The 23659-nt window shown below is 61.7% G+C and carries 16 protein-coding genes; 4 read left to right on the forward strand and 12 right to left on the reverse strand.

The window, feature by feature from the left end; translation table 11 throughout:
- Nucleotides 1-212: 212 nt before the first annotated feature.
- The 6 genes from tnpC to ACTJLB_RS05540 form a co-directional block, all read right to left on the reverse strand.
- A complete protein-coding gene (gene tnpC / locus ACTJLB_RS05515) occupies nt 213-1805 on the reverse strand; it encodes an IS66 family transposase (RefSeq protein WP_006052681.1) in 1593 nt (530 codons plus the stop codon).
- Nucleotides 1806-1834: 29 nt separating this feature from the next.
- On the reverse strand, nt 1835-2182 hold the full coding sequence (tnpB, locus tag ACTJLB_RS05520) for an IS66 family insertion sequence element accessory protein TnpB (protein WP_035991869.1): 348 nt from the start codon (nt 2180-2182) through the stop codon (nt 1835-1837).
- Nucleotides 2179-2595, reverse strand: coding sequence for an IS66-like element accessory protein TnpA (tnpA, locus tag ACTJLB_RS05525; RefSeq protein ID WP_408426686.1), 417 nt, complete (start codon nt 2593-2595; stop codon nt 2179-2181). The genes tnpB and tnpA overlap by 4 nt, the downstream gene beginning before the upstream one ends.
- 251 nt (nt 2596-2846) lie before the next feature.
- The gene (locus ACTJLB_RS05530; protein WP_440782701.1) at nt 2847-5354 is read right to left on the reverse strand and encodes a P-loop NTPase; all 2508 of its coding nucleotides are present in this window, start codon (nt 5352-5354) and stop codon (nt 2847-2849) included.
- Nucleotides 5355-5662: 308 nt separating this feature from the next.
- The gene (locus ACTJLB_RS05535; RefSeq protein ID WP_440782702.1) at nt 5663-6685 is read right to left on the reverse strand and encodes an alpha/beta fold hydrolase; all 1023 of its coding nucleotides are present in this window, start codon (nt 6683-6685) and stop codon (nt 5663-5665) included.
- Between the two features lie 71 nt (nt 6686-6756).
- Nucleotides 6757-8256 carry a flavin-containing monooxygenase gene (locus ACTJLB_RS05540; RefSeq protein WP_440782703.1) on the reverse strand — a complete coding sequence of 500 codons (1500 nt, stop codon included), beginning with the start codon at nt 8254-8256 and terminating at the stop codon, nt 6757-6759.
- 184 nt (nt 8257-8440) lie between these two features.
- Between ACTJLB_RS05540 and ACTJLB_RS05545 the strand changes: the two genes are divergently transcribed.
- A complete protein-coding gene (locus ACTJLB_RS05545; protein ID WP_440782704.1) occupies nt 8441-9169 on the forward strand; it encodes a TetR family transcriptional regulator in 729 nt (242 codons plus the stop codon).
- 108 nt (nt 9170-9277) lie between these two features.
- Here ACTJLB_RS05545 and ACTJLB_RS05550 read toward each other — a convergent pair whose 3' ends face one another.
- From ACTJLB_RS05550 to ACTJLB_RS05560, 3 genes are all read right to left on the reverse strand, one after another.
- The gene (locus ACTJLB_RS05550; RefSeq protein ID WP_440782705.1) at nt 9278-10495 is read right to left on the reverse strand and encodes a tetratricopeptide repeat protein; all 1218 of its coding nucleotides are present in this window, start codon (nt 10493-10495) and stop codon (nt 9278-9280) included.
- A gap of 103 nt (nt 10496-10598) precedes the next feature.
- Nucleotides 10599-11279, reverse strand: a complete 681-nt coding sequence (locus ACTJLB_RS05555) for a PspA/IM30 family protein (protein WP_020070205.1) — start codon at nt 11277-11279, stop codon at nt 10599-10601.
- A 444-nt stretch (nt 11280-11723) separates the two neighbouring features.
- A complete protein-coding gene (locus ACTJLB_RS05560; RefSeq protein WP_088176712.1) occupies nt 11724-12356 on the reverse strand; it encodes a hypothetical protein in 633 nt (210 codons plus the stop codon).
- A gap of 475 nt (nt 12357-12831) precedes the next feature.
- Between ACTJLB_RS05560 and ACTJLB_RS05565 the strand changes: the two genes are divergently transcribed.
- On the forward strand, nt 12832-15333 hold the full coding sequence (locus ACTJLB_RS05565; protein WP_440782841.1) for a penicillin-binding protein 1A: 2502 nt from the start codon (nt 12832-12834) through the stop codon (nt 15331-15333).
- A gap of 360 nt (nt 15334-15693) precedes the next feature.
- A complete protein-coding gene (locus ACTJLB_RS05570; protein ID WP_027804975.1) occupies nt 15694-16572 on the forward strand; it encodes a lipid A biosynthesis lauroyl acyltransferase in 879 nt (292 codons plus the stop codon).
- A 337-nt stretch (nt 16573-16909) separates the two neighbouring features.
- Here the strand turns inward: ACTJLB_RS05570 and ACTJLB_RS05575 are convergent, their stop codons facing one another.
- Genes ACTJLB_RS05575 through ACTJLB_RS05585 form a run of 3 tightly spaced genes read right to left on the reverse strand, consistent with a single transcriptional unit; the run spans nt 16910 to nt 22781 of the window.
- Nucleotides 16910-18490 carry an efflux transporter outer membrane subunit gene (locus tag ACTJLB_RS05575; protein WP_440782706.1) on the reverse strand — a complete coding sequence of 527 codons (1581 nt, stop codon included), beginning with the start codon at nt 18488-18490 and terminating at the stop codon, nt 16910-16912.
- 2 nt (nt 18491-18492) lie between these two features.
- Nucleotides 18493-21621 (reverse strand): efflux RND transporter permease subunit, encoded by a 3129-nt coding sequence (locus ACTJLB_RS05580; RefSeq protein WP_088176705.1) that lies wholly within the window; start codon nt 21619-21621, stop codon nt 18493-18495.
- Nucleotides 21618-22781, reverse strand: coding sequence for an efflux RND transporter periplasmic adaptor subunit (locus ACTJLB_RS05585; RefSeq protein ID WP_440782842.1), 1164 nt, complete (start codon nt 22779-22781; stop codon nt 21618-21620). Before ACTJLB_RS05585 ends, ACTJLB_RS05580 begins: the two co-directional genes overlap by 4 nt.
- Before the next feature lie 218 nt (nt 22782-22999).
- Between ACTJLB_RS05585 and ACTJLB_RS05590 the strand changes: the two genes are divergently transcribed.
- Nucleotides 23000-23617: a TetR/AcrR family transcriptional regulator gene (locus ACTJLB_RS05590; RefSeq protein ID WP_020070212.1), complete on the forward strand. Its 618-nt coding sequence runs from the start codon at nt 23000-23002 to the stop codon at nt 23615-23617.
- Nucleotides 23618-23659 lie beyond the last annotated feature (42 nt).

Below are 23659 nucleotides of genomic sequence, written 5' to 3' on the forward strand. Positions count from 1 at the left end.
TCTTTGGAGCTTGTTGCGCTTTCTTGGGGGTGGGGGGTAGGGGTGTGCGGGGGGAACGGAGGTTGTGAGAGTGGGAAGACTGGATTGGTGACTGCCGGGATTGTCCGTTCGGCGAATCGACGGCGGGGCGATTTATCTGCTATTAGAAGACGCCAAGTTGCTGGTACATGGTAAGCGTGGCACCAGCGACGTCTTGACGGGGATCGTGATTGTCAGGCTGGACTGCGGAGCTGATCGGCGACGACCCACGGTGTGAGTTCGTGAACGCGATTGATCGCATGGTCAGCGATGCGTGCGAGCACGTAGCGCAGATACGCCTCAGGATCGATGCCATTGAGTTTTGCGGTGCCAACCAGGCTGTAGATGGCGGCGGCACGTTCGCCGCCAGAGTCTGCTCCAGCGAACAGATAGTTGCGGCGCCCGATGGCCACTCCGCGTAGCGCGCGCTCGACTGGCAGGTTATCAATTTCGAGCTGGCCATCATCGCAGTAGCGTGTGAACGCTTCCCATCGGTTCAACGCATAGAGGATCGCCCGACTCGTGTCAGATTTGCGCGAGAGCGTTTCGAGAGTCGTCGTGAGCCACGCATGGAACTGGTCAAGTAACGGCCGTGCGTGCTCGTGGCGATAAGCGCGGCGCTCGTCGGGCGGTTTGCCTCTGATCGTTTCCTCAATCCGGTATAGCGCGCCGATACGCTCGAGCGCTTCGGTGTTCAACGCATTGGGGCGCGCTGCGTGTAGTTCATAGAACTGTCGTCGGGCGTGCGCCCAGCAAGCTGCCTCCGTGACACACCCGGTTTCGTAGATGGCCTGGTAGCCACCGTATGCATCGGCTTGCAGTGTGCCGTTGAACGATCTGAGGTGCTGCTGCGGATGGATACCCTTGCGATCCGGCGTGTAGGCAAACCAGACCGCCGGCGGCGTGATGTCGGCCGATGCACGATCATCGCGCACGTACACCCACAAGCGACCGGTCTTCGTCTTGCCGTTGCCCGGAGCAAGCACGGGAACCGGCGTGTCGTCGGCATGCAGTTTCGTCGCCGACATCACGTGAGCACGCAGTGTTTCAACGAGTGGCTGCAGCAGCGTCGCCGCGTGACCGACCCATTTCGCAAGCAGCGAGCGATCAAGCTCGACGCCTTCTCGCGCGTACATGACTGACTGCCGGTAAAGCGGTATGTGGTCGGCGAACTTCGAGACCAGCACGTGCGCCAGCAGCCCTGGGCCGGCGAGACCACGCTCGATGGGACGGCTCGGTGCAGGTGCCTGAGAGATGTGGTCGCAACACACGCAGGCAAACTTCGGACGCACATGACGGACGACCCGGAAGCTTGCCGGTACGTACTCAAGTTGTTCGGCGACGTCTTCGCCCAGCGACTTCATCAGGCCACCACACTGCGCGCACTTCCCGGCGGATTCGGGCAAGTGCGTCTGGATCTCGCGCGGCAGATGCTCGGGCAGTGGCTTGCGCGGTGTCTGTTGCACAGCCGTGCGCGGTGTCTTCGGGATTTCGACCGGTGCCGCGCCTTCATCAGTCTCAAGCTCTTCGAGACGCAGTTCCAGCTGCTCGATCTGACGATCCAGCTTCTCCGACTTGCGACCGAACTGCATACGGCGCAGCTTGGCAATAAGCAGCTTCAGGTGTTCGACTTCGGCTGCGCGCGAAGCCAACGCGGCTTGTTGCGAGTCGACTGTTTCTTGCAGTGCGAGCACCTGAGCGTCACGCGCGCGAAGTGCCGCCTCCTGGCTGAGCAGCATGGCCTTCAGCGTTTCGACATCGTCGGGAAGTGGGTTCGCGCGCGTCATGCAGGCAGTTTACGCGCCGGCAACGACGTTTACAACGCTGAGGTCGGTCGTGCTGTTCTCGTCGGTTGCCGCCAGTCGATGCCTTCCAGCAGCATTGATAGTTGTGCCGGACTCAGGCAAATAACGCCACCGTCGGCTTGAGGCCATACGAAGCGCCCCTTCTCGAGTCGCTTCATCAGCAGGCACATGCCATCGCCGCTCCACCACAGCACTTTCAGCAGGTCGCCGCGCTTGCCGCGAAACACGAAGACATGTCCGCAGAAGGGATCTCGCTCAAGCACGGTCTGCACCTTGGCGGCGAGACTGTTGAATCCGGCCCGCATGTCGGTCACGCCGGCAGCCAGCCACACACGCGTGCCGACAGGAAGACCAATCACGTTTCAGCCTCCACGGCGGCACGCAAAGTACGCAACACAACACGCAGCGTGGCTGCGTCGAGCGTGCCCTCAATCCGCACGCGTGCGATGCCGACGCAAATCTCGATCACTCCCGCGACGACGGGCTGGGCCTTGCTCTGCGACTGAACGGGCAATGCAGCCACGTTCTCAATCGTGCGTCCCTCGGGCGCCACTTCTACCGGCAACAGTATCGGCGGCTCATACTGTCCGGCCTGATAGGCTCGGCGCCATTTGAACAACAGATTCGTGTTGAGCCCGTGTTCCAGAGCCAGTCGCGCGACCGAGACACCCGGTTCACATGCCAGCTTTGCGAGTTCTCGCCGGAACTCGATGGGATGGTTGGGGGTACCTTTACGTGTCCGTCTGGCTGCTGTTGCAATCTCAGGTGACAAAGTAGTCTCCACCACTCGTTTGGTGGGGCCTACTTTGTCCACTTTGGCGCCATCGGTCTAGACGGTGCGCAAGCAACGCTTACGGTACATGACCAGCAGGGCAGTGACGTACTCACGGATGCAGGTCTTGCGGTGGCGGAACGAGTCAAACCGACCCGAAGCGACAGTCGCGCCGACTGGATACGGTCATTGGCTATTCGTTGACTAGTCAACGTGTTAGCAGTCGTCGGCCAGATGGAAGCGGGCACGCATTAGCTCCGTTGCGATGACCGCCGCATTCTCATCCTCTCCTTGATCTCGAATGCTTGTAGTTCGCGAACGCGCTGTTGGCCCCACCACGTTGAGAAAGCCGGAGAATCTTTCGCGCGCTGCAGCCATACGCGGAGAAGTTCGAGAATCGGTTCGAACTCAGTATCCGAGGGACTGAGCTTGTGCAAAAGCTGTTTGGTTGTCGCGAAAAAGCTTACGTATGGGTGTTCGTATGCGTTGCCATTATCGACAGCCAGGTTGCATGCAGTTGTCAATGCCTCTTCGGCTTCGAAGTAGTACTTCAACGCTTCTATCCGGTTCCTCTCGAATAGCTTCAGGCTGTGACGCATGCATATTGTGCCCAAGCTCGTATATGCAAAGGCATGCTGCTCGAGCGAAATCGCCTTCTGTGAATACGAATACGCCTTGGAAAAGTGGCTTTCGACGCGAGATTCAAGTAAAGCCCGTTGATCCCAATAACGGGAACTCCATCCGAGGTAGGGTTCGTGCTCTTCGTAGAAGTCCAAGGCTTTGCTGCCAATACTCTTTGACACATGCTCTTGGTCGAGCACCTCGCGAAGGATCAGATGCTCAATGCCTTTTGCACGAATTACGGCCGGGTTGACAAGCGGAGCAAGGGCCGCAACGATCGCCGACATTGCATCGTAGCGTTCTTGCTCCGTGAAGAAGTCGGTCCACGCATATTCACTTAAAATGCGGTGACGCAAACGAAGTCCTCGGGGCTCACGGACGAGAATGCCTTCGGCTTTTAGCTGATCTGTAATTAGATTGCCGAGCTTATCGAGTTGCACACCCGTTGCCATGAGAGTCACACGCATCGGAAGAGCAAAACCAAACCGGTGGACGCAGACAATTCGAGCGAGAAGCGTTCTCAATTCGCCGGTTGACATTGCCGCGAGCACAATCTTTCGCACCCGTTCCCGAAGCGGTTCCGAAAACTCGATGTAGGAAACGGTCTCCAGCAGTTCTGATCTGCACCTATCCTTGATATCTCGAATGATTTCCGAGTCCTTTCTTCCAACGTGTTTTCCTAATCGTGACGCAAGCCGCCGCTTTTGGACAAAGTGAGCAGCATCGCGAAGTGGCAATGGACCGAGTTTGAATTCATGACGGAACTCGTCCGCGACATCGATCCGAAAGCCGCGGACCCTAGCGCTACGAAGGGTTAAAAAGATCCTTGCGCCTTTTTTAGACGCCTTGCAGTGCTTAAGCACCTTTCCGATGGCTTCGAGATAGTTCGACGCATCATCGATAAACAAGATCGCACGATCATCCTCCGATAGATAATCTGCGACAACATCTGCGTTGATTCCCTCTTCATGTCGGAACCAGAAGGGCTTAAAGCCCTTAATCAGAGCGAGCCGGGCCAACCGCAACAACCCCACAGTTTTTCCAGAGACACGATCCCCGTGCAAGAGGACTGCGTAACACTCAGACGGATGATCGAGCAGAGTGGACGCCTGCTCTGTTGCAGTGAAAGTTGTGTCAAGATTGTCGAGAATATCTTTCCAGGTGGGTTCATCACCACCGTAGAAGTCTGTTCCCTCGATCGCGTTCGTCGAATCGTCGCGGATATCAAGTCGACGGAACTCACCAAGAAAACGTTCGTAAGTACCGGGTTTCAGTCGCGATGCAACTGCTTCAGCCGTCTTTTTATACTCCCCGAGTTCTCTGAGAACGGCCGCAAAAAACTCGTCTAATGGGCAAACGATCGGCACGAGGTTGAAACGTCGCATGCGTTCTTTTTGAGCGTCGTCAAGCGAGAACGACACGATAAATGACGGAAACCCGTTCGCACGCGAAAGATTCTTTGTTCGGATCGCATCGGCCAGATCAACTTCTTCGGCAAGGCTAGCGCCGCACACGATGAATGGCTTTTCCAGGTAGTGCGTCCGAAAACTTGTATGCCACTGCTGAGGCGAGCGCGTAGCGTGCGCGTATTCGGGTATGGAAAACACCAGTCCGTCTAACTGCCGCCCCAAATCTCGGGCTCGCCCATGCAGATGCACGAGTTGCAAGGCATTTGGCGTGGCGTCGAGAGGTTCAACTTTCTCCTTCCAGTCGCGGCTTGCAAGGTACTTGAAAACGCTTTTCGAGTCTCCCTTCTCGAATGCGTTATCTAGGACGTCGTCTATATTGAACGTCCATATGCGCTCCCAGTGGATTTGGAAAAGTAGATGTTGCCAAGTTGACTGGCATCCGACGAAGCGCGCTCGCAGCCAACTGCGAAGAGCCGACCTGTTCGTGCTTTCGGCTTCCTCGTATGTAAGCGGTAGCTTTTCGGCCTCACTGTCATTCAACCCAAGTCTGAAATGTGCGTTGATCTCAGTTGATAGTGTTGCCCCGTCCCTTAATTCCTGGCCATCGCCGCCCGCGCATCCGTAGCTCGCCCCCGCACCGAGAAGCAGATTGTATTTACCTTCATGCAATCCACTTAAAAGGCGGTCTCGATCTTCTTGCGAAATTCCAAGCTCGACTAGCGTTTTCATCCGACTCCCCGTACCAGACCTATTAGCTGTTAACTTTCACCACTAAGTGTTGTTGCTCTCGAATTGTCGACGATTTGGATCCATTGGTCGATCGTCCGCTCCTGGCCGCACTCCGCCTTCCACCAACCGGCGCAACCCGGGCGCACACTCCGGCAAAACCAACCAATTCGCGTCACAGATCCGCTGAGTCGAGTTTATCCGGTTCCGCGTCAAAGACGCATGACCGAATTCGTTACTAAGTCCGTGACCTCGCAATCAGGCCGATTCCAACCCACCCCGTTTCCCCCCAGCGCGCCGTCCCGCTGCCCCTACACCGACGCGCGTCGCGAGCCTCCTTCTCGGAGCAGCAACTCGTCACCGTTGCTCGCATTCCCGCCAAGAAAAGCCCGCAAATCGGCAAGCACGCGCTCGGGCGCTTCTTCCATTGGAATGTGTCCAAGACCCGGATACATGACCGACTTCGCGCCCGGAATGCGCCGGGCGAATTCGGCGGCGTGCGCAGTGGGAATCCAGCGGTCCTTCGCGCCCCACAAGACAAGCGTGGGAACCACGAGCGTAGTCAGCACGTTTGTATCGAGTTTTTCGAAATCGAGCGTCGGCACCATCTTGCCGATCGCGGCGCGCGTGCCTTCGCCGTGAAAAAAGTCCACGTAGCGCCGCAGCGTGATGGCGTCGAGCTTGCGCGGATCGCCATACACGTTGCGCACGGCGCTTTTGATGATGATTTCCGGCAGCCATCGCGGCGAACTCGCGCGGACCAGCGCGTGATTGAATAGATCGATGTAGATGGGTAGCTTCATCGGGAAGCCGGCCGAGTCGATCAGTACCAGTCGCTCGACCGCGTCGCGATGACGCACCGCGTAGTCCCACGAAATAAGCCCGCCAAGCGAATTGCCGATGAATACCGCACGTGAGACGCCGAGCGCCTGCAGGAACGTATCGATGAAGCGCCGGTAGGTCGGCAGGTTCATCGTTTCAATGATGCCTGTACTGGAGCGCAGCGGTCCTGTCACGCCAAACGGCGGCAGGTCGAGACGAATCACGCGGTGGGCGTGCTTGAGTTCATCGGCGACACGGTTCCAGGTGTGCAGCGAAGACGCGAAACCATGAATCATCACGATGGTGTCGCCACTGCCTTCGTCGACGTAATGGACATCTGCGCCCATGATCTGGACGAACCTGGAGCCGCTTTGCGTGTAGCGCCGCCGCAATTCGTCGCGCGGCACACTCGTAATGCCGAGGCGAGCGGCGAGCGAGCGCGGCGGTAGCGCGGCAGAGTTCGATGGTCTCGTAGATGACGAGACCGAAGACCGAGGTTCTCTACTTGCCATGTTGTGCGTCTCCCTTTTTGTTCGAATCGAAACTGCAAACGGACATCGAACCAACCCCAGCCGCTATTGAATCAAGGCAAGAAACGATAATCCCGCGGCCGCACGCGCCGCGTCCGTTTGCGAAAGCTGAACGTGAAGCCCGGCCACAGCGCGGTCACCTTGCCGCTTCCTGTCTGATACCAGCTATGGCAACCGCTCGACCACACGGAGCGCTGCATATTCTTCTGCAGGCGCGCGTTGTATTCGCGTTGCACGTCGGGGCGCAGGTCCATCGCGCGTACGTTGCGCTCGCGTAGCACGCGCAGGCAATCGCCGATGTACTGCACTTGCGACTCGATCATGTAGATCATCGAGTTGTGGCCGAGAAAGGTGTTCGGACCAGCGATCATGAAGAAGTTGGGAAAGTCGGCGATGCTCGTGCCGAGATACGCTTCTGGACCGTCGCGCAGCCATAGCGCACGGAGATCCGCGCCACCGATGCCCGTCACCTCGAACGGCGCGCCGAAGCCGTTGAACTGAAAGCCGGTGCCGCAAATGATCGCGTCCGCCGCGTGATGTGCGCCGTCTTGTGTCACGATGCCGTCCGCGACCACTTCACGAATGTCCGCTGTAATCACGTTCACGTTGGGTTCGACGAGCGCGCGATAGTAGTTGCTCGACAGCAGAACCCGCTTGCAGCCGAGGCGGTAATTCGGCGTGAGCTTCGCACGCAGTTCCGGGTCTTTCACGCGCCGTGCGAGGTAGCTGAGACACAGCTTCATCGGGCGCTTCATCAGTTGCGGATGCCTCACGAAAGCAATGGCCTGCGATTCGAGCTTCCAGTAGATCGCACTGCGTACAACTCGCTGCGTGAACGGCACATGCTCGAAGAGCCAGCGCGCGCGTTCGCTAATGCGCTTGTTGGGCTTGGGCATGATCCAAGGCGCGGTGCGCTGGAACAGATCGAGTTGCGCGACGCGCGGCTGGATTTCCGGCACGAACTGGATCGCGCTCGCGCCGGTGCCGATCACCGCGACGCGTTTTCCTTCGAGCGGATACGTGTGGTCCCAGCGCGCGGAATGAAACAGCTTGCCTTTGAAACTATCGAGCCCCGCAATTTGCGGCATGGAAGGGCGGGATAGTCCACCGCTTGCTCCGATCAGCACATCCGCCTCGACGTTCTCGCGCATGCCGTCGACATCCAGTTCGATGTGCCACACGTGACGCGCTTCATCGAACCGCGCGGCCACGACGCGTGCATTGCAACGCACGTAACGATCCACGCCGTACTTGCGCGCGCAGTGCTTGAGGTAGGCGAGAATTTCCGCCTGGCCGCTGAACTCGCGCGACCACGCCGGGTTCGGTTCGAAAGAAAACGAATACAGATGCGAAGGCACATCGCACCCGGCGCCCGGATAGGTGTTGTCGCGCCAAGTGCCGCCGATGTCGGCGGCGGCCTCGTAGAGCGTGAACGACGTAATGCCCATTTTTAGCAGACGCACGGCCATGCCGATGCCGGCGAAGCCGCTTCCCACGATTGCAATGCGCGGCGCGGCGGCTTGTGCGAATGCGGCGGATGAAGCGGGCGTCACAGCAATCTCCGGCAATGAAGTTCGGGCCGTGTCGTCATTCAGGAGACGCGGCGTGGCCGCGAACAGGCGGCCGCTCGAACGTTACGCGCAGGGTAGACAACTGTGCACCTCGCGTCAAGATCGTTTAGAGTACGTCTATTAAACGCGCGTGCTGCGCGGTGATTCAAAACCCATCACCAAGGCCATGACATCCGTATTCGAAGCCGTGCCGAATGTCGGCGACACTGCGGCCACTCAGGAATTGCCGGTCGGCAAACGCAAGCTGATTGAAGCCGCGCTGCGGTTGACCGCGGGCGGGCGCGGCTTCGCGAGCCTCGGTCTGCGCGAACTCGCGCGAGAGGCGGGGCTGAACCCGAACACGTTCTATCGTCATTTCGATACGCTCGACGACCTCGCGCGCGAAGCCGTCGATTCGGTAAGCCGGCGGTTGCGGCCGATGCTGCGCCGCGAGCGCTGGCTCGCCGCGCACGACGAACCGCACAGCGTGCCACGGCGCGCATGCGTGGCGTTCTTCGCGTTCGCGTTGGAAAACCGCGAGGCGTTTCTGAGCGCTTTAGCTGAGTATCACGGCACGTCGCCTGCGCTGCGCGAAGCCGTGCGCGCGACGCTTCATGCGGTGTCGGCGGAAATGGCGGACGACGTCGTGCAGTTGCAACTGATGCCGGCACTGCCGCGCGATGTCGTCGACGAAGTGTGCACGCAGATCGTGCTGCAACTGTTCCATCTGTCAGCGGAGTTCATCGGCGCAGATGCGGACGTGAACGAAGAAGACAACGCTAACGCAAGCGCCAACGTCGCCCGTCGGGATGCGCTCGTGAGTTATGCCGAGCGCTTTGTCGTGCGGCTGTTTGCGGGCGCGATGTCGCTCGCGCGGCACGAGGAAGTGCAGGCGGCCGTATCGAAGCGTGCGTGATTCGTCGAGTGTGCAAAAAAAACAGGCTCCATGCAGGGAGCCTGTTTTGCATCGTATCGTCAGGTGCACCACGGTGCACCGCGCTTTGACCGGCGCGGCGGGCGAGGGCTACGTGTTGTCGCTCCAGCCGCCGGAATCGTCGCTGCTGCCCATGTCGATGCCGCCGCCGCTGTTATCGTTCCAGTCGTTCGAACCTTGGCCGAAGTCGAGGCCGCCGCCGTTGTCGACATCGTTGCCGCGCCGGCGCGTTTCATCGTCGACGATCACGTCACGCTCAACCACGCGTTCACGTCCGGAGTTCAGCGCTTCTCCAAGCAGAACGCCGGTGAGCAGCCCACCCATGCCGCCGCCGAAACCGCCGCCTTGCTGCACGATAACCGGCGGTTGCTGCTGTTGATAGGGACCTTGCTGTTGATAAGGCGGCTGCGACGGATACGGTCCTTGCTGCGGATTGCCAAAGCGCTCGGCTTCGCGTGCATACGGCGATTGCGCGCTGTCAGCCGCGGCGCTTGCCTTCGGATCGGGCCGGCCATCGGCTCGGGCGCGCAGACTGCCGATGCGCTGCTCCAACTCGTCGAGTTGATACGGCGGCACCGGATTCTTGCTGTTCGATAGCGCTTCAACGAGCGTTCGCAACTGGTCCTCCGTTGCTTCGACTTCTTTCTCCAATGCTTCGTGCCCGGGCGCCGTGGAGAGCTTCACGTCGAGCTTGAGCGAGCGCACTGAGTTGAGCAACTCGGTCGCACGCTTGAGTTGCACGCGACGGTCGTCGTCCGCGCGCGTATCGTCCTGCGAGCGCGCGCGGCGCAAGGTCCAACGCAGCACCAGCGCGATCACGCCAACGAGAATCAGAATACCGACCCACATGCCGATGCCAGGACCATGGCGCTCAGGCGCTTGCTGCACGGCCGGCGTGTTCTGCTGGCCGAACGGATTGGTCGTGCGGTTCGTCAACGCGCCAATCCCGCTTTCACCACCGTTGCCGCTCGTGCTCGCAGTGCGTTCGGCGTCGCGGCGAATGCGTGCCTCGACTTGCGCGAAGCGCGTCGGGTCGGTGAAGCGGATCTGCGGATCGAGCGTCTTGGCCTGCTGGACTTGCGCGAGCGCGTCGCCATAACGACCTTCACGGTCGAGCACCTGGCTGTACAGGTAGTGCGCATGTGCGTTGTTCGGATGCGCCTTCAGCACTTCGGACAGGCCGGCATCGGCCTGCTGCCAGTTGCCTTGCGACATTGCCGATTCGATCTGCTGAACCGTGGGCACGGCAAACGCTGCCGTGGATACGAGCATCAGCGAGACGAACGCACTTGCAATAACTTTTTTCATTTGCAGACCGGGCGCCACGCGCCCGTCTCCTTCAGTCGATTGCGGGGGCCGGCTTACCGGGGGCCGGCCAACCGGGGCCGCCTTACCGCACACTGCGACGCAATTACTGAGCCGGCGAGTTGATCTGCTTTTTCAGTGCTTCCAGACGGTCTTCCACCGACGGGCCGCGGTTCAGGTCTGCCAACTTGTCGTCGAGCGCCTTGCCGCTTTTGACGTCGGCGGAATTCAGACGTGCGTCCGAACGGGCATTCGACAACGCGACCTTGTCTTCGAGCTTCTGAAAATCCTCGGACAGGTTTTTCCCGCCGATGCCGCCCAACGCCGTTGCAGCGACGTCTTTCGCTTCGGCGATCTGTTGCTTGGCTTGCAGAATGTTCGAACGCGCATTCAGATCGTTGCGACGGCTGCGCATGTCTTCGATCTGGCTCTTGAGCTGCGCGACCGACGGCTCCAGCGTAGAGAGTTCCTTGGTCAGCGCATCGCGTTCTGCTTCGGCCGTGGCTTGCGCGCCGAGCGCTTCGCGAGCCAGCGCTTCGTCGCCGGATTGCAGCGCGCGCTTTGCGCCGTCTTCGTACTTCTTCGCCTTGTCGGCGGCAACATCGCGCTTGCTTTGCTGTGTGGCCACTTGCGCCTGGATCTCGATCAGCGAATTCTCGGCGCGGCCGATGCTCTCGTCGAGTTCGCGTACGATCTGGCGCGAATCGCGGGACGGGTCTTGCACCGAGTCCGCAGCGTCGTTGAGGAGACCTTTTAGCGTGCGCGAAATGCTGTCAAAAAGCGACATGAAAACCTCCAGAGAATGGTGTCGGCGCTGAATATTCCTGCGCACTCAACTGCTTGTCACTACTACTTTACGCCGCCGCGCGAGAAGCTGCGCAGCGTTCGGACCGGAGGTCGGGGCTTGCTCGCCGATTGCAATAGCGCAACAGCAAATTGTCGGTTTCGCCTGTGCACGTATCGCATGACAAAGCGAAAGGTTTTCGGCGATGAGCGCACCGACCTGTCCCTCAGTAGCTCGCGGATATTACACCACGGGCTCTCTTAAAATGGGCTTAAAGGGCGCGATGAGCGAGCTGCTCAGTGTGCTCGCGGCGAGTGTCGCGAACGTGAACGGCGCAAGCCGCTAGCAAGCAAGCGAGTGAGAATGTGCGCAGTCGACCGCTTACAAACCCGTGCAAGCCGCTTGCATCGACGTTGCGCGTTCCATTGCTGCCCGCTATCGCGATAGTTACGCGAAGCGGCCGCCTTCGGGGCCAAGATCGCTGTGCGGATCGTCTTCATCGCGCATGGGGTCGAGACGAGGGCGCTTCAGCACGCTTTTCACGTGAGTCTGCACCGTCACGGCGGCGGGCAGCAGTTCCTCGATCGCGGCAGCGCGTGCCGCCGCCATTCTCGCGACAGCCTCGGCGGTTGCCACGGCGTCTTCGTCGACTTCGGCGGTAAGCGCCGCCAGCACGTCAGCAGGCAGCAGCGGGGCAGGTGCAGGCACGGGTGGCACATTTTCAGCCGGAGTTGCAGCGGCCGACGTTGTCGAATCGCCCGGAATACCCGCACCATTGGCCTCCGAACCGGTCCGGAGGCTTACGCGCGTTTGCAGCGCGGCCGGCAGCGCGTCGCGCGCAACCTTCGCGTCGTGCGCGACACGCTGCAGCGCCGCGTCGAGCGCGTCAGGCGCGCGGGGCACATTGAGCCGATCGACGATACTCGCTGCTTTCACCTGCTCGCTGGTCGCGCTGAAACTCAGCACTGCGCGCCGCATGAGCTCGCTGACGCTAATGCGGAGTTCGTCCGCAGTGGCGGCGATCGCGCGTTTCTGCGCGGGCGTGACGAATACGACGATGCGTTCGCTGGGCTTTGTCATGATCGGCTCGCATACTTGTTGGCATGGCGCCTGACGGCGCGCATCGGCGCACATCGGCATGCGCGGAGTCCATCATATGACGAGTTGCGCCGATCGCAAACGGGCGCTTCATGAAAATGCCGTGACATCAACGAGTTGTCGCGCTTTTTGTGGTCTTGTCCACAGGCCTTTCAACAAAAACTGGGGATAACTTTGCGAACGTGCGCAAGCGCCTCGCAAGCCTGCCGAATCTACCCACGGTCTGCCGCCGGGACTGGAAGCGAAGGGAATTCTTACAAAAAAACTCCGTTGAGCGCCGCTTGATTTCTTTAAAATGCGCTGTTACGTTGCGCCGGACAATGTCCCGGGTGCGCCGTGGCGACTCGCCGGGGCACAGAGTCGCACGGCGGTCTGCGCCCAGACTACGCCGCTCACGATTCATGCGCGCCTGACGCGCGAGAACAAGGCGTTGAGTTACGCGCCCACTATTCCAGTCATGCCAATCATCAAACGACCGCATTCCTCGCAATCTCCGGCCGGTCAAGACCGGGACTCCTACCACCGCACGCAGGGACGCAACGCCGCTTCGCGCGACGCCGAAGAGGGCGGCCGCTCGATCGGCGCGACGGTTGCGATCTGGTTCGCGAGCCTCGTCGCGATTGTCGCCGTGGTGGGCGCGCTGATCGTCGGCTACGCACTTGTGGTGATGGGGCCGCAACTGCCTTCGCTCGACGCGCTGACCGACTATCGTCCGAAAGTGCCGCTGCGTGTCTATACGGCGGACCATGTGCTGATCGGCGAATTCGGCGAGGAACGGCGCAGTCTCGTGCGCTTCCAGGACATTCCCGACCAGATGAAGAAAGCGGTGCTCGCAATTGAAGACTATCGCTTCTACGAGCACGGCGGCGTCGACTTCCTCGGCATTCTGCGGGCCGGCTTTGCCGACCTCGCTCACGGCGGCGCGTCGCAGGGCGCGAGCACGATCACGATGCAGGTCGCGCGCAACTTCTTTCTGTCGAGCGAGAAAACGTATACGCGCAAGATCTACGAAATGCTGCTCGCGTACAAGATCGAGCGCGCGTTGACGAAGGACCAGATTCTCGAGTTGTACATGAACCAGATCTATCTGGGCGAGCGCGCTTACGGCTTTGCCGCGGCAGCGCGCGTGTACTTCGGCAAGGATCTGAAAGACATCACGCTAGCGCAGGCCGCGATGCTCGCGGGTCTGCCGAAAGCGCCGTCCGCGTATAACCCGGTCGTGAATCCGAAGCGCGCAAAAATCCGTCAGGAATACATTCTCAGGCGCATGCTGGAGTTGCGCTACATCAGCCAGGATCAGTACGCTCAGGCGGTGAAGGAAGAGATTCACACGCGGAACCCCGGCAACGAATACAGCGTGCACGCCGAGTACATTGCCGAAATGGTTCGCCAGATGATGTACGCGCAGTACAAGGACGAAACGTATACGCGCGGCCTGAACGTCACGACCACCATCGATTCCGCCGACCAGGACGCCGCGTATCGCGCGGTGCGCAAGGGTGTGATGGATTACGAGCGGCGCCACGGTTATCGCGGGCCGGAAGGCTTCGTGCAATTGCCCACGCCTGGCGACGACCGCGATCAGACGATCGACGACGCACTCAACGATCATCCCGATAACGGCGAGATCATCGCCGCGGTCGTCACGGACGCGAGCCCGAAGCAGGTGAAGGCGCAACTGGTGGACGGCACGCAGGTGACTATCGCCGGTGATGGCTTGCGCTTTGCCGCCAGTGCGTTGAGCGCACGCGGCGCGGCGGCAACGAAGATCAGGCCGGGATCGATTGTGCGCGTGATGAACGACGCCAAGGGCAACTGGCAGATCACGCAGCTCCCGCAGGTGGAGGGCGCGCTCGTGTCGCTCACGCCGCAGGACGGTGCGATTCGCGCGCTCGTCGGCGGGTTCGACTTCAACAAGAACAAGTTCAATCACATCACGCAAGCCTGGCGTCAGCCCGGTTCGAGCTTCAAGCCCTTCATTTATTCGGCGGCGCTCGACAAGGGGCTTGGACCCGCCACGATCATCAACGACGCGCCGCTGTACTTCCCGTCGAGCACGCCGGGCGGCGACGCGTGGGAGCCGAAGGACGACGATCAGCCCGACGGGCCGATGCCGATGCGCCTCGCGTTGCAGAAGTCGAAGAACCTGGTTTCGATCCGGATCCTGTCGTATATCGGCACGAAGTACGCGCAAGACTTCGTTACGCAACGCTTCGGTTTCGACGCCGACAAGACTCCGCCTTACCTGCCGATGGCACTCGGCGCGGGGCTCGTGACGCCGTTGCAGTCGGCGGGTGCGTATTCGGTCTTCGCGAACGGCGGCTATCGCATCAACCCGTATCTGATCAACGAAGTGACGGACGCACGCGGCGAGCCGCTGTCGAAAGCGCAGCCGCTTACCGCAGGTCGCGACGCGCCGCGCACGCTTGAGCCGCGTAACGCGTACATCATGAACAGCCTGCTGCATTCGGTCGCGACTGCAGGCACGGGCGCCGGCACCAACGTGCTGCATCGGTCGGACCTGCAGGGCAAGACCGGAACGACCAACGACGCGAAGGACGGCTGGTTCGCCGGCTATCAGCAATCGCTCGTCGCGGTCGCGTGGATGGGTTACGACCAGCCGAAGACGCTCGGCAGCCGCGAATTCGGCGCACAGCTCGCGCTGCCGATCTGGGTCGAGTACATGCAGCGCGCGTTGCGCGGCGTGCCGCAGAGCGAGCCGGCGCAGCCCCAAGGGGTGACTTCCGTCGACGGCGAACTGTTCTACTCGGACATGACGCCGGGCAACGGTTTTGTCGCCAGCATCGGTCTCGACTCGGCGAATCCGACGGCGGGTGTGAACGACGCGGTCGGAGGCGTGGGGCCCGCGGGCTTGACGCCGCCGGCAGTGCCGCCGCCGAGCGTGTCGTCCAATGAGAAGAAGCAGATCATGGATCTGTTCGAATCGAACAAACCTTGATGAACAATGCGCGTGCTGGCCGATCGGCCGCGCGCGCAACGCGGTGCCCGCAGCGGTGACACGTGCGGGCTTCACGCTTTCCGGCGACGCTCGGCCGGTAGCTAGCCTGCCGATTCTGTTTGCGAGACGCACGCTGTGTTTTAATCACGCCTGCGATGCTCGATCGGGGTCCATTAGCAGGCTGGATTCGTTAGCTGTTTCTATCTCGAGCATGGCTGCGTCTTGCGGCGAGCAAGGCGTCACCATCCCTCAAGCGCGCCCGGACCCGGCCGGATGCGCGCACATGCCACGTTGAGCGCTGGCGGCACAAGAGCCGCAGCCGCCGACGTATTTGCCTTCCAGCATCCACCGGGTTCCGCATTGAAAAGTCGAATTCTCATCTGTCTGATGACGGGGCTGCTGCGCGCCTTCGCAATATTGCCGTATGGGCTCGTCGCGCGGTTCGGCAACGGCGTCGGCGCTCTGCTGTACCGGATTCCGAGCACCCGCCGGCGGGTGGTGCACACCAACCTGAAATTGTGTTTCCCCGACATGAGCGACGCGGCGCGCGAACGTCTCGCGCGCGCGCATTTCTGCCACGTGATCCGCAGTTATGTCGAGCGTGGGCCGCAATGGTTCGGCAATGCGCAGGCGCTGGCCCGTCTCGTCGAAGTGGAAAGCGCAATCGATCTCGCGGAGGTTCGGTCTCAACCGACGATCTTCGTCGGCTTCCACTTTGTCGGCATCGAGGCCGGCTGCATGATGTATTCGACGCGGCATCCGGTGGCGTCGCTTTACACGCCGATGTCGAACCTGTTGCTCGACGCGATGGCGAGGCGCCAGCGCGGGCGTTTCGGCACCGAGATGATTCCGCGCAGCGACAGTGTGCGGCGCGCGTTGCGGGCCTTGCGCGACGGCACGCCGGTGATGCTCGCGGCAGACATGGACTTCGGTTTGCGCGATTCGGTGTTCGTGCCGTTTTTTGGCGTCCAGGCCTGCACGCTCACATCGGTCTCGCGGATGGCGCGCGCGGCGAACGCCCGGGTCGTGCCGTTCGTGACGGAGGTGCTGCCGGGCTATCGCGGCTACAAGCTGAGTATCTTCGAGCCGCTAGCCGGTTTTCCGTCGAACGACGTAACGGTGGACGCACGACGGATCACCGAGTTTCTCGAGACGCAGGTGCGACGGATTCCTGATCAATATTATTGGGTGCACAAGCGCTTCAAGAATCGTCCGGAAGGGGAGGCGGGCGTTTATTGACGCAGCGTGCGCCTGTATGTGCGTGCTGTCGTTGCGCGGGCAGTGGCGGCAAACGCGTCACGAGGGCAAACGCTTGTGCGTTCAAGCACTTGGCTGTTGTGTCCTACGGTTATCCACAAAGCTGTGAACAAAGTCTGTGGATAGATCGGTTCGGCAAGGCATTGGGCGAAAAACCATAGGGCTACCAACGTCCGATCCGACGGACGCTTCCCATCCTGTCGACCCATGCTTCATTCCACGCCGCCACCCATAACACCAGCCGGCTCAATGAGTTAGCCCGCTTGTCAGAAAGTTTTCAACAGCCTATTCAACATCAACTGGGGATAAGTGCGGGGCGTCAATTCGGATTGCCTGGTTCGGCCCCGGACGCGTGCGCAGTTGCCCTTGATGTTGCCTGCGCGGTCACACCTTGACTTGCTCCCGAGCCCGCCGCCTCGACGGGCGGATTGCCCATCGCCTGAAATAGCGCCGCCGTGTCCGTCAGACGCGCGCTCGTATAGCGAATCTCGTCGAGTTGCGCGTTGCGAAATTGCTGCTCGCTCGTGCGGGTGGACGATACAGGTACGGCGCCGAGCCGATAGCGGCCGGAGGTTTCATCGAAGATTCCCTGAGCGGAACGCGTCGCTGTATTCGCGGCGTCCAGCGCCTGCGCGTCGTGTTCGAGCGCGGCCAGCGTGTCGGCGACATTCTGAAACGCGGCAAGCACCGTCTGCTTGTATTGCGACACTGTGGCCTCATAGGTGTTCATAGCCGCGCGACGCTGTGCAACCAGCGCGCCGCCGTGAAATAACGGCTGCGATAAAGAGGCGCCGATGCTCCAGATGGCGCCCGCGCCGGAGAGCGCGACGGGCCAGCTGAAGCCGCCTTGTCCCATCGATGCGCTTAACGACAGGCTCGGGTACATCTGCGCGGTCGCTACGCCCACATCGGCGGCCGCAGCTTTTAGCGCGGCGTCGGCAGCCTGAATGTCGGGCCGAGCCTGTAACAGTTCGCTCGGCACCACCACCGGCACCTGCTCGGGCAGATGCAAGCCCGCGAGTTCGAGATCGGCTGGCGCGGCGTCCGGGGTACGGCCAAGCAGCACGGCCAACGCATGACGTGTGGTTTGCCATTGCTGCCGCAACCCCGGCAGGCTCGCGGACAAGCTCGCCGCACTCTGTTGCGCGCTCAACTGATCGGCGTGCGACACGGCCCCGAGCGCATAGCGTCGTTGGGTGTCGCGTGCCTGATCGTCGGCAAGCGTCACGAGCCGTTCGGTGGTGTCGATCTGCGCGCGCAACGCGGCGCTCGTAATCGCGGCGCTCACGATGTTCGCCGCGAGCGCGCGACGGGCAGCATCCAGCTGATACGCCTGCACGTTCACGCGTGCGGCCAGCGCAGCGTCGGCGAGGCGCGAAGCGCCGAACAGGTCGATCGTGTAATGCGCCTGCAATTGGCCTACGAAGATGTTGTACAGGAACGTGTTTGGACCAATTTCCGGAATCGCGAGCGCGCGATTGCGCGTCGCCTGGCCGCCTGCGTCGATGGTGGGCAGCATCGAACTGCCAATCTGGCCGCGCAGCTGTTCGCGCGCGGCGGCGAGACTCTGCTCGGTCGCCGCGAGAGTCGGGCTGTTGCGTAGCCCTTCGTCGACGAGCGCATTAAGCGCGTCCGATCGATACAGCTTCCACCATTCGGGTACCGGCTTCGCGCCGACCACGAACTGCTGCGCGACGCCTTGCGCCAGGACCGTCTGCGCCGGTTGCGCTTCGCTGCCGTAGTGGACTGGCTGCGGCATCGCCGGCGGCTGGCCGTTAGGCCCGAACGAACAGGCCGCCAAGACAAACGCGGAGCCCGCGAACGCAACGCTCGACGGCAGGTGTGCCGCCTTCAAACCGCCGAAGCATCGAACGACGCAGGAACGTGCGAAGTGGATCATGCTCAATTCCCCGTATGCGCCGCGCCGGACGCGGACGGCGTTTGCGGCTCGCGCTCGTCGTTGCGTACTCTGAACGACATGGCGTAAAGAGCCGGCAGATAGAACAAGGTGAGGACGGTCGCGCTCGTGATGCCGCCCATCAGCGCGGTCGCCATCGGACCAAAGAAGTTGGAGCGCAAGAGCGGAATCAGCGCGAGGACGGCGGCCGCCGCGGTCAGCGTGATCGGGCGGAAACGCCGCACCGTGGCGCCGACGATCGCATCGAAACGCTTATGCCCCGAAGCAATGTCCTGCTCGATCTGGTCGACCAGAATGACCGAGTTACGCATGATGATGCCGAACATCGCAATCACGCCGAGCATTGCGACGAAGCCGAACGGCTGGCCGAACAGCAGCAGCGTGAAGACGACGCCGATCAGGCCGAGCGGCGCGGTGAGCACCACCATCAGCACACGCGCGAAGCTCTGCAACTGGATCATCAGCAGCGTCAGCACGGCGATGATCATGATCGGCATCTGCGCATTGATCGACGTCTGGCCCTTGCCGCTTTCCTCGACCGAGCCGCCTATCTGGATGCGGTAACCAACGGGCAAGTTCGCCCGGATCGGACCCAGCGCCTTGTCGACAGCATGCGTGACGTCGATGCCTTGCGCGCCCGGCGCCACATCTGACTGCACGGTGATAGTGGGCTGCCGGTCGCGTTCCCAGATCACGCCATACTCCAGATCGTTGCGCAGATGCCCGAGCGTACCGAGCGGCACCGCGCCGTTCGGCGTCGGCATGGCGAGCGTAAGCAGCTTCGCCGGGTCCACTCGCTCGGCCTTCGGCGCACGCAGATCGACGCTGATCAGCTTGTCGCGCTCGCGGTATTGGGTGACGGTGTAGCCCGACAGTGTCATCGCAAGGAAGCTCGAGATGTCGTCGGAACTCACGCCGAGTTCCCGGGCTTTCTTCTGGTCGACTTCAAAGCGCACCGAGCGCTCGGCCGGCTCGTCCCAATCGAACTGCACGTTGCGCGTGCCGTGGTCGCTGCGCAGTGTCGCGGCAACGCGTTCCGCGATCGAGCGGACCGTCGCGATGTCGTCGCCGCTCACGCGGAACTGCACCGGATAACCGACGGGCGGCCCGTTTTCGAGGCGCGACAGGCGCGTGCGAATGGCAGGGAAGTTGTTGCGCAATTCGGGTTCGAGCCATTGCGCGAGTTTCTCGCGGTCCTTCACGGATTTCGCCGTAATCACGAACTGCGCGAAGTTGGGCTGGGTCAACTGCTGGTCGAGCGGCAGGTAAAAACGCGGCGCACCGGTGCCGACGAAATCCACCGTGTGATCGATTTCGGGCCGGCCCACCAGGACTTTTTCGAGCCGCTGCGCCTCGCGCAACGTGGCATTGAAGGAGGCGCCCTCAGGCAGCCGCACGTCAACCAGCAATTCGGGCCGATCGGAGCTCGGGAAGAACTGTTGCGGCACGAGCGTGAAACCCGCCATCGCGAGAACGAACAATACGACGGTGATGGCGAGCACGATAAAACGCCGTTCGATACACCAGCCGATCCAGCCACGCAGACGTGAGTAGAAACGCGTGTCGTAAATGTCGTGCTCGTGGTCGTCGGCTTCGTGCGCCGCGCGCTTGCGCTCGGGCAGCAGGTGATAGCCGAGCAGCGGAATCAACACGACCGCTGCGAGCCACGACGCAATCAGCGCGATGGCGGAGACTTCGAAGATCGAGCGCGTGTACTCGCCCGTGCTCGACTTGGCCAACGCAATCGGCAGGAAGCCCGACACGGTGACGAGCGTACCGGTCAGCATCGGAAACGCAGTACTGGTGTAGGCAAACGCCGCGGCACGCGTGCGGCTCCAGCCTTGTTCCAGTTTCACCGCCATCATTTCCACAGCGATGATCGCGTCGTCGACGAGCAGGCCGAGCGCGAGCACGAGCGTGCCGAGCGACACCTTGTGCAGCCCGATGTCGAACAGATACATGCACAGCGCGGTGACGGCGAGCACGACCGGAATCGAGATCACCACCACCATGCCGGTGCGCACGCCGAGCGACACGAGACTCACCACGAGCACGATGGCGACGGCTTCGGCCACGGCTTCCAGAAAGTCGTCGACGGAATGGGCGACCGCGTGCGGCATGCTGGACACTTCGGTCAGTTGCAGGCCAACGGGCAAGGCTTTGCGCAGGCGGACCATTTCCGCGTCGAGCGCCTTGCCGAGACGAATCACGTCGCCGCCCGGCTGCATCGTCACGCCGATGCCGAGCACCGCCTTGCCGCCCGCACGCATCTGGGTGACGACCGGATCGTCATAGCCGCGCTTGATCGTCGCGATGTCGCCGAGACGGAACGAGCGGCCGTTGATGCGGATCAGCGTGTCGGCGAGCGCGGCCACGTCCTTGAACTGGCCGCTCGGGCGCACGAACACGCGGTCGTCGGTCGTGGTGAGCGTGCCCGCTTGCGACACCGCGTTCTGCGAGTTGATCGCCTGGCCGAGTTGCTGCGGCGAAATGCCGAGACGCGTCAACTGCGTGTTCGTTATTTCGATGTAGATGTGCTGATCCGGATCGCCGAAATAATCGACCTTGGCAACGCCGGGCACGCGCAGCAGAACAGTGCGCAACTGATCCGCGTAATCGTGCAGTTGCGCGGGAGAAAAGCCGTCGCCTTCGAGCGTGTAGATGTTGGTGTAGACGTCGCCGAACTCGTCGTTGAAAAACGGCCCCTGGATGCCTTGCGGCAAAGTCGCCGCGATATCGCCGACTTTCTTGCGCACCTGATACCAGGTTTCGGGCACGTCCTTCACCGGCGCCGAGTCTTTCATCGTGAAGAACATTAGCGACTCGCCGGGGCGCGAGTAACTGCGCACGAAGTCAATTGCGGGCGTTTCCTGCAGCTTGCGGCCGATGCGGTCCGTGACCTGTTCCTGCACCTGCCGCGCGGTCGCGCCGGGCCAGAACGTGCGGATCACCATGACGCGGAACGTGAAGGGCGGATCTTCGGATTGCGCAAGCCGCGTGTAGGCAAGGATGCCGAATGCGGTAGCAAGCGCAATCAGGAAGACGACCAGCGCCTGATGACGCAGCGCCCACGCGGACAGGTTGAAGCGTCCCTCTTCATGCGTCGTGCTCATGAAGCGAAGTCCTCGGGATGCAGCGGTGCGATTGCGCGGACTTTCTCGCCGGCGCTCACGGTGTGCACGCCTTGCAGCACGACATGTTCGCCGTCTTTGAGGCCCTGGCTGATGACGATCGTGCGTTCGTTATAGCGCGCGACGGTGACGCGTCGCAGTTCGAGCATGCTGTCCGCGGCACGCACGACCCACACGGCCGGCTGCGTGCCGTCATGGAAGAGCGCAGTGGCCGGCAACACGATAAAGCCGTGCTGGCCTTGCGCGCCGCTTGCCGACGACGGCGCCGGCGCGGACAACGCGATGTCCGCGGTCATGCCGAGGCGTACGTCGGGGCCCGGATTGTCGAGTGTGAGTTTCGCGCGATAGGTGCGGCTCTGCGGATCGGCGGCGGGCGAGAGTTCGCGCACACGCGCCGTGAACTTGCGCCCCGGCAGCGCGCCGAGCGTGACGTTTGCCGTCTGCCCGACCGCAAGTCCGGCCAGCGCGCTTTCCGGCACGTCGCAGACTACGTCGACTTCGCCGCTCCACGCGAGGTTGTAGACCGCCTGGCCTGCCGACACATTCTGGCCCGTGTCGGCCTGCTCAGCGGTGATCACGCCGGCGTGATCGGCGACGAGGGTGGTGTATTGCAACTGGTCTTTCGATAAGGCCGCCTGCTGCGCCGCCTGATCGCGCTGCGCGGCAGCCGATGCATACGCATTCGTAGTCTGTTCGAGTTGCGCGGGTGCGATCAGATTCTCTTTTGCCTGCGCCTGATCGCGGTCCAGTTGCTGCTTCGCGTATTTATAGCTGTGCTCGGCGGCGGCAAGTTGGGCCTGCGCGCTGGCTGCGTTCTTCTGCGCATCCGCCGGGTCGAGCCGCGCGACGACCTGGCCGTTCCTGACCACGTCGCCAAGACGCACGCGCCGCTCGACGATCTTGCCGCCGACCCGAAACGACAGCGGCGTCGAATAGCGCGCCTGCACTTCACCGGGCAACGACGTGACGGGCGCCGCATTGCCGTCCGCATGAACCGCGACGGCTACCACCGGACGCGGCTCGGGCGCGCCTGCTTCTTTCTTCGAACATGCGTTCAACGCGACGACGCCTGCAAGGGCGAGCGCGAGCGCGGCGCGGCGCACAGGCCTTGGCCGCGCGAGACGATGGGACTGCTCGCGCATCGCCGACGATGCGGGAAAACCGGGACGCTTCACAATTACCCCAACAGGAGACAGCGAACGAACACGGCAAGCCGCAGCGGCTCGCCAGCGAAGAGCGCATGCCGGTTCATGCAACTGGCATACGTGTCTGACTTCCAATGATGATTCGCATTCTAATACACACCTGTATTTGAATGTGGAGGCGAATTGGAATTCTTTTAGGTGCTAGACTCTTGCCCATGAAACGGCAACGATTGACACGCGAGCAAAGCAAAGACCAGACACGTCAGCGTCTGCTCGACGCTGCGCAAGCAATTTTTATGAAGAAGGGCTTTGTCGCGGCGAGTGTCGAAGACATTGCCGGGGCGGCAGGCTATACGCGCGGCGCGTTTTATTCGAATTTCCGCAGCAAGAACGAGTTGTTTCTCGAGCTACTGCGGCGCGACCACGAAACCATGCAGGCGGGTTTGCGGGCCATTTTCGAAAACGCGGCCACACGGGAAGTGATGGAAGAGCGCGTGATGCGCTATTACAGCAACCTGCATCGTGAGAACAAATGCTTTTTGCTGTGGGTGGAGGCGAAGCTTCTGGCTGCGCGAGACGGGCGCTTCAGGCTGCGTTTCAACGCGTTCCTGCACGAGAAGCTCGAACAACTGGCCGCCTACGTCCGCGAATTTTCGGCGCGGGTCGGCACGCCGCTGCTATTGCCGCCGGAGATGCTGGCCATGGGCCTGATGGGCTTGTGCGACGGTGTGCAGTTCTTCTATACCGTCGATCCGCAGAATGTGCCGAGTGAAATGGCAGAAGCGGTGTTGGCGGGATTCTTTTCGCGCGTGGTGTTCGGCCGCAGCGCATAACGCCGCAAGGCGGCCCGTGCGGCCGCCTTGCGCGCGACGATG

It is taken from the genome of Paraburkholderia sp. 22098 (genome assembly GCF_052045935.1).
Classification (GTDB): Bacteria; Pseudomonadota; Gammaproteobacteria; order Burkholderiales; family Burkholderiaceae; genus Paraburkholderia; species Paraburkholderia caledonica.

Bases quoted from the DNA above. Each gene is read 5' to 3' on its own strand.
- ACTJLB_RS05530 (WP_440782701.1), bottom strand. From the start codon at position 5,354: ATGAAAACGCTAGTCGAGCTTGGAATTTCGCAAGAAGATCGAGACCGC.
- ACTJLB_RS05585 (WP_440782842.1), bottom strand. From the start codon at position 22,781: ATGCGCGAGCAGTCCCATCGTCTCGCGCGGCCAAGGCCTGTGCGCCGC.
- tnpC (WP_006052681.1), bottom strand. From the start codon at position 1,805: ATGACGCGCGCGAACCCACTTCCCGACGATGTCGAAACGCTGAAGGCC.
- ACTJLB_RS05575 (WP_440782706.1), bottom strand. From the start codon at position 18,490: ATGATCCACTTCGCACGTTCCTGCGTCGTTCGATGCTTCGGCGGTTTG.
- ACTJLB_RS05535 (WP_440782702.1), bottom strand. From the start codon at position 6,685: ATGGCAAGTAGAGAACCTCGGTCTTCGGTCTCGTCATCTACGAGACCA.
- ACTJLB_RS05555 (WP_020070205.1), bottom strand. From the start codon at position 11,279: ATGTCGCTTTTTGACAGCATTTCGCGCACGCTAAAAGGTCTCCTCAAC.
- ACTJLB_RS05590 (WP_020070212.1), top strand. From the start codon at position 23,000: ATGAAACGGCAACGATTGACACGCGAGCAAAGCAAAGACCAGACACGT.
- ACTJLB_RS05580 (WP_088176705.1), bottom strand. From the start codon at position 21,621: ATGAGCACGACGCATGAAGAGGGACGCTTCAACCTGTCCGCGTGGGCG.
- ACTJLB_RS05550 (WP_440782705.1), bottom strand. From the start codon at position 10,495: ATGAAAAAAGTTATTGCAAGTGCGTTCGTCTCGCTGATGCTCGTATCC.
- ACTJLB_RS05565 (WP_440782841.1), top strand. From the start codon at position 12,832: ATGCCAATCATCAAACGACCGCATTCCTCGCAATCTCCGGCCGGTCAA.
- ACTJLB_RS05545 (WP_440782704.1), top strand. From the start codon at position 8,441: ATGACATCCGTATTCGAAGCCGTGCCGAATGTCGGCGACACTGCGGCC.
- ACTJLB_RS05560 (WP_088176712.1), bottom strand. From the start codon at position 12,356: ATGACAAAGCCCAGCGAACGCATCGTCGTATTCGTCACGCCCGCGCAG.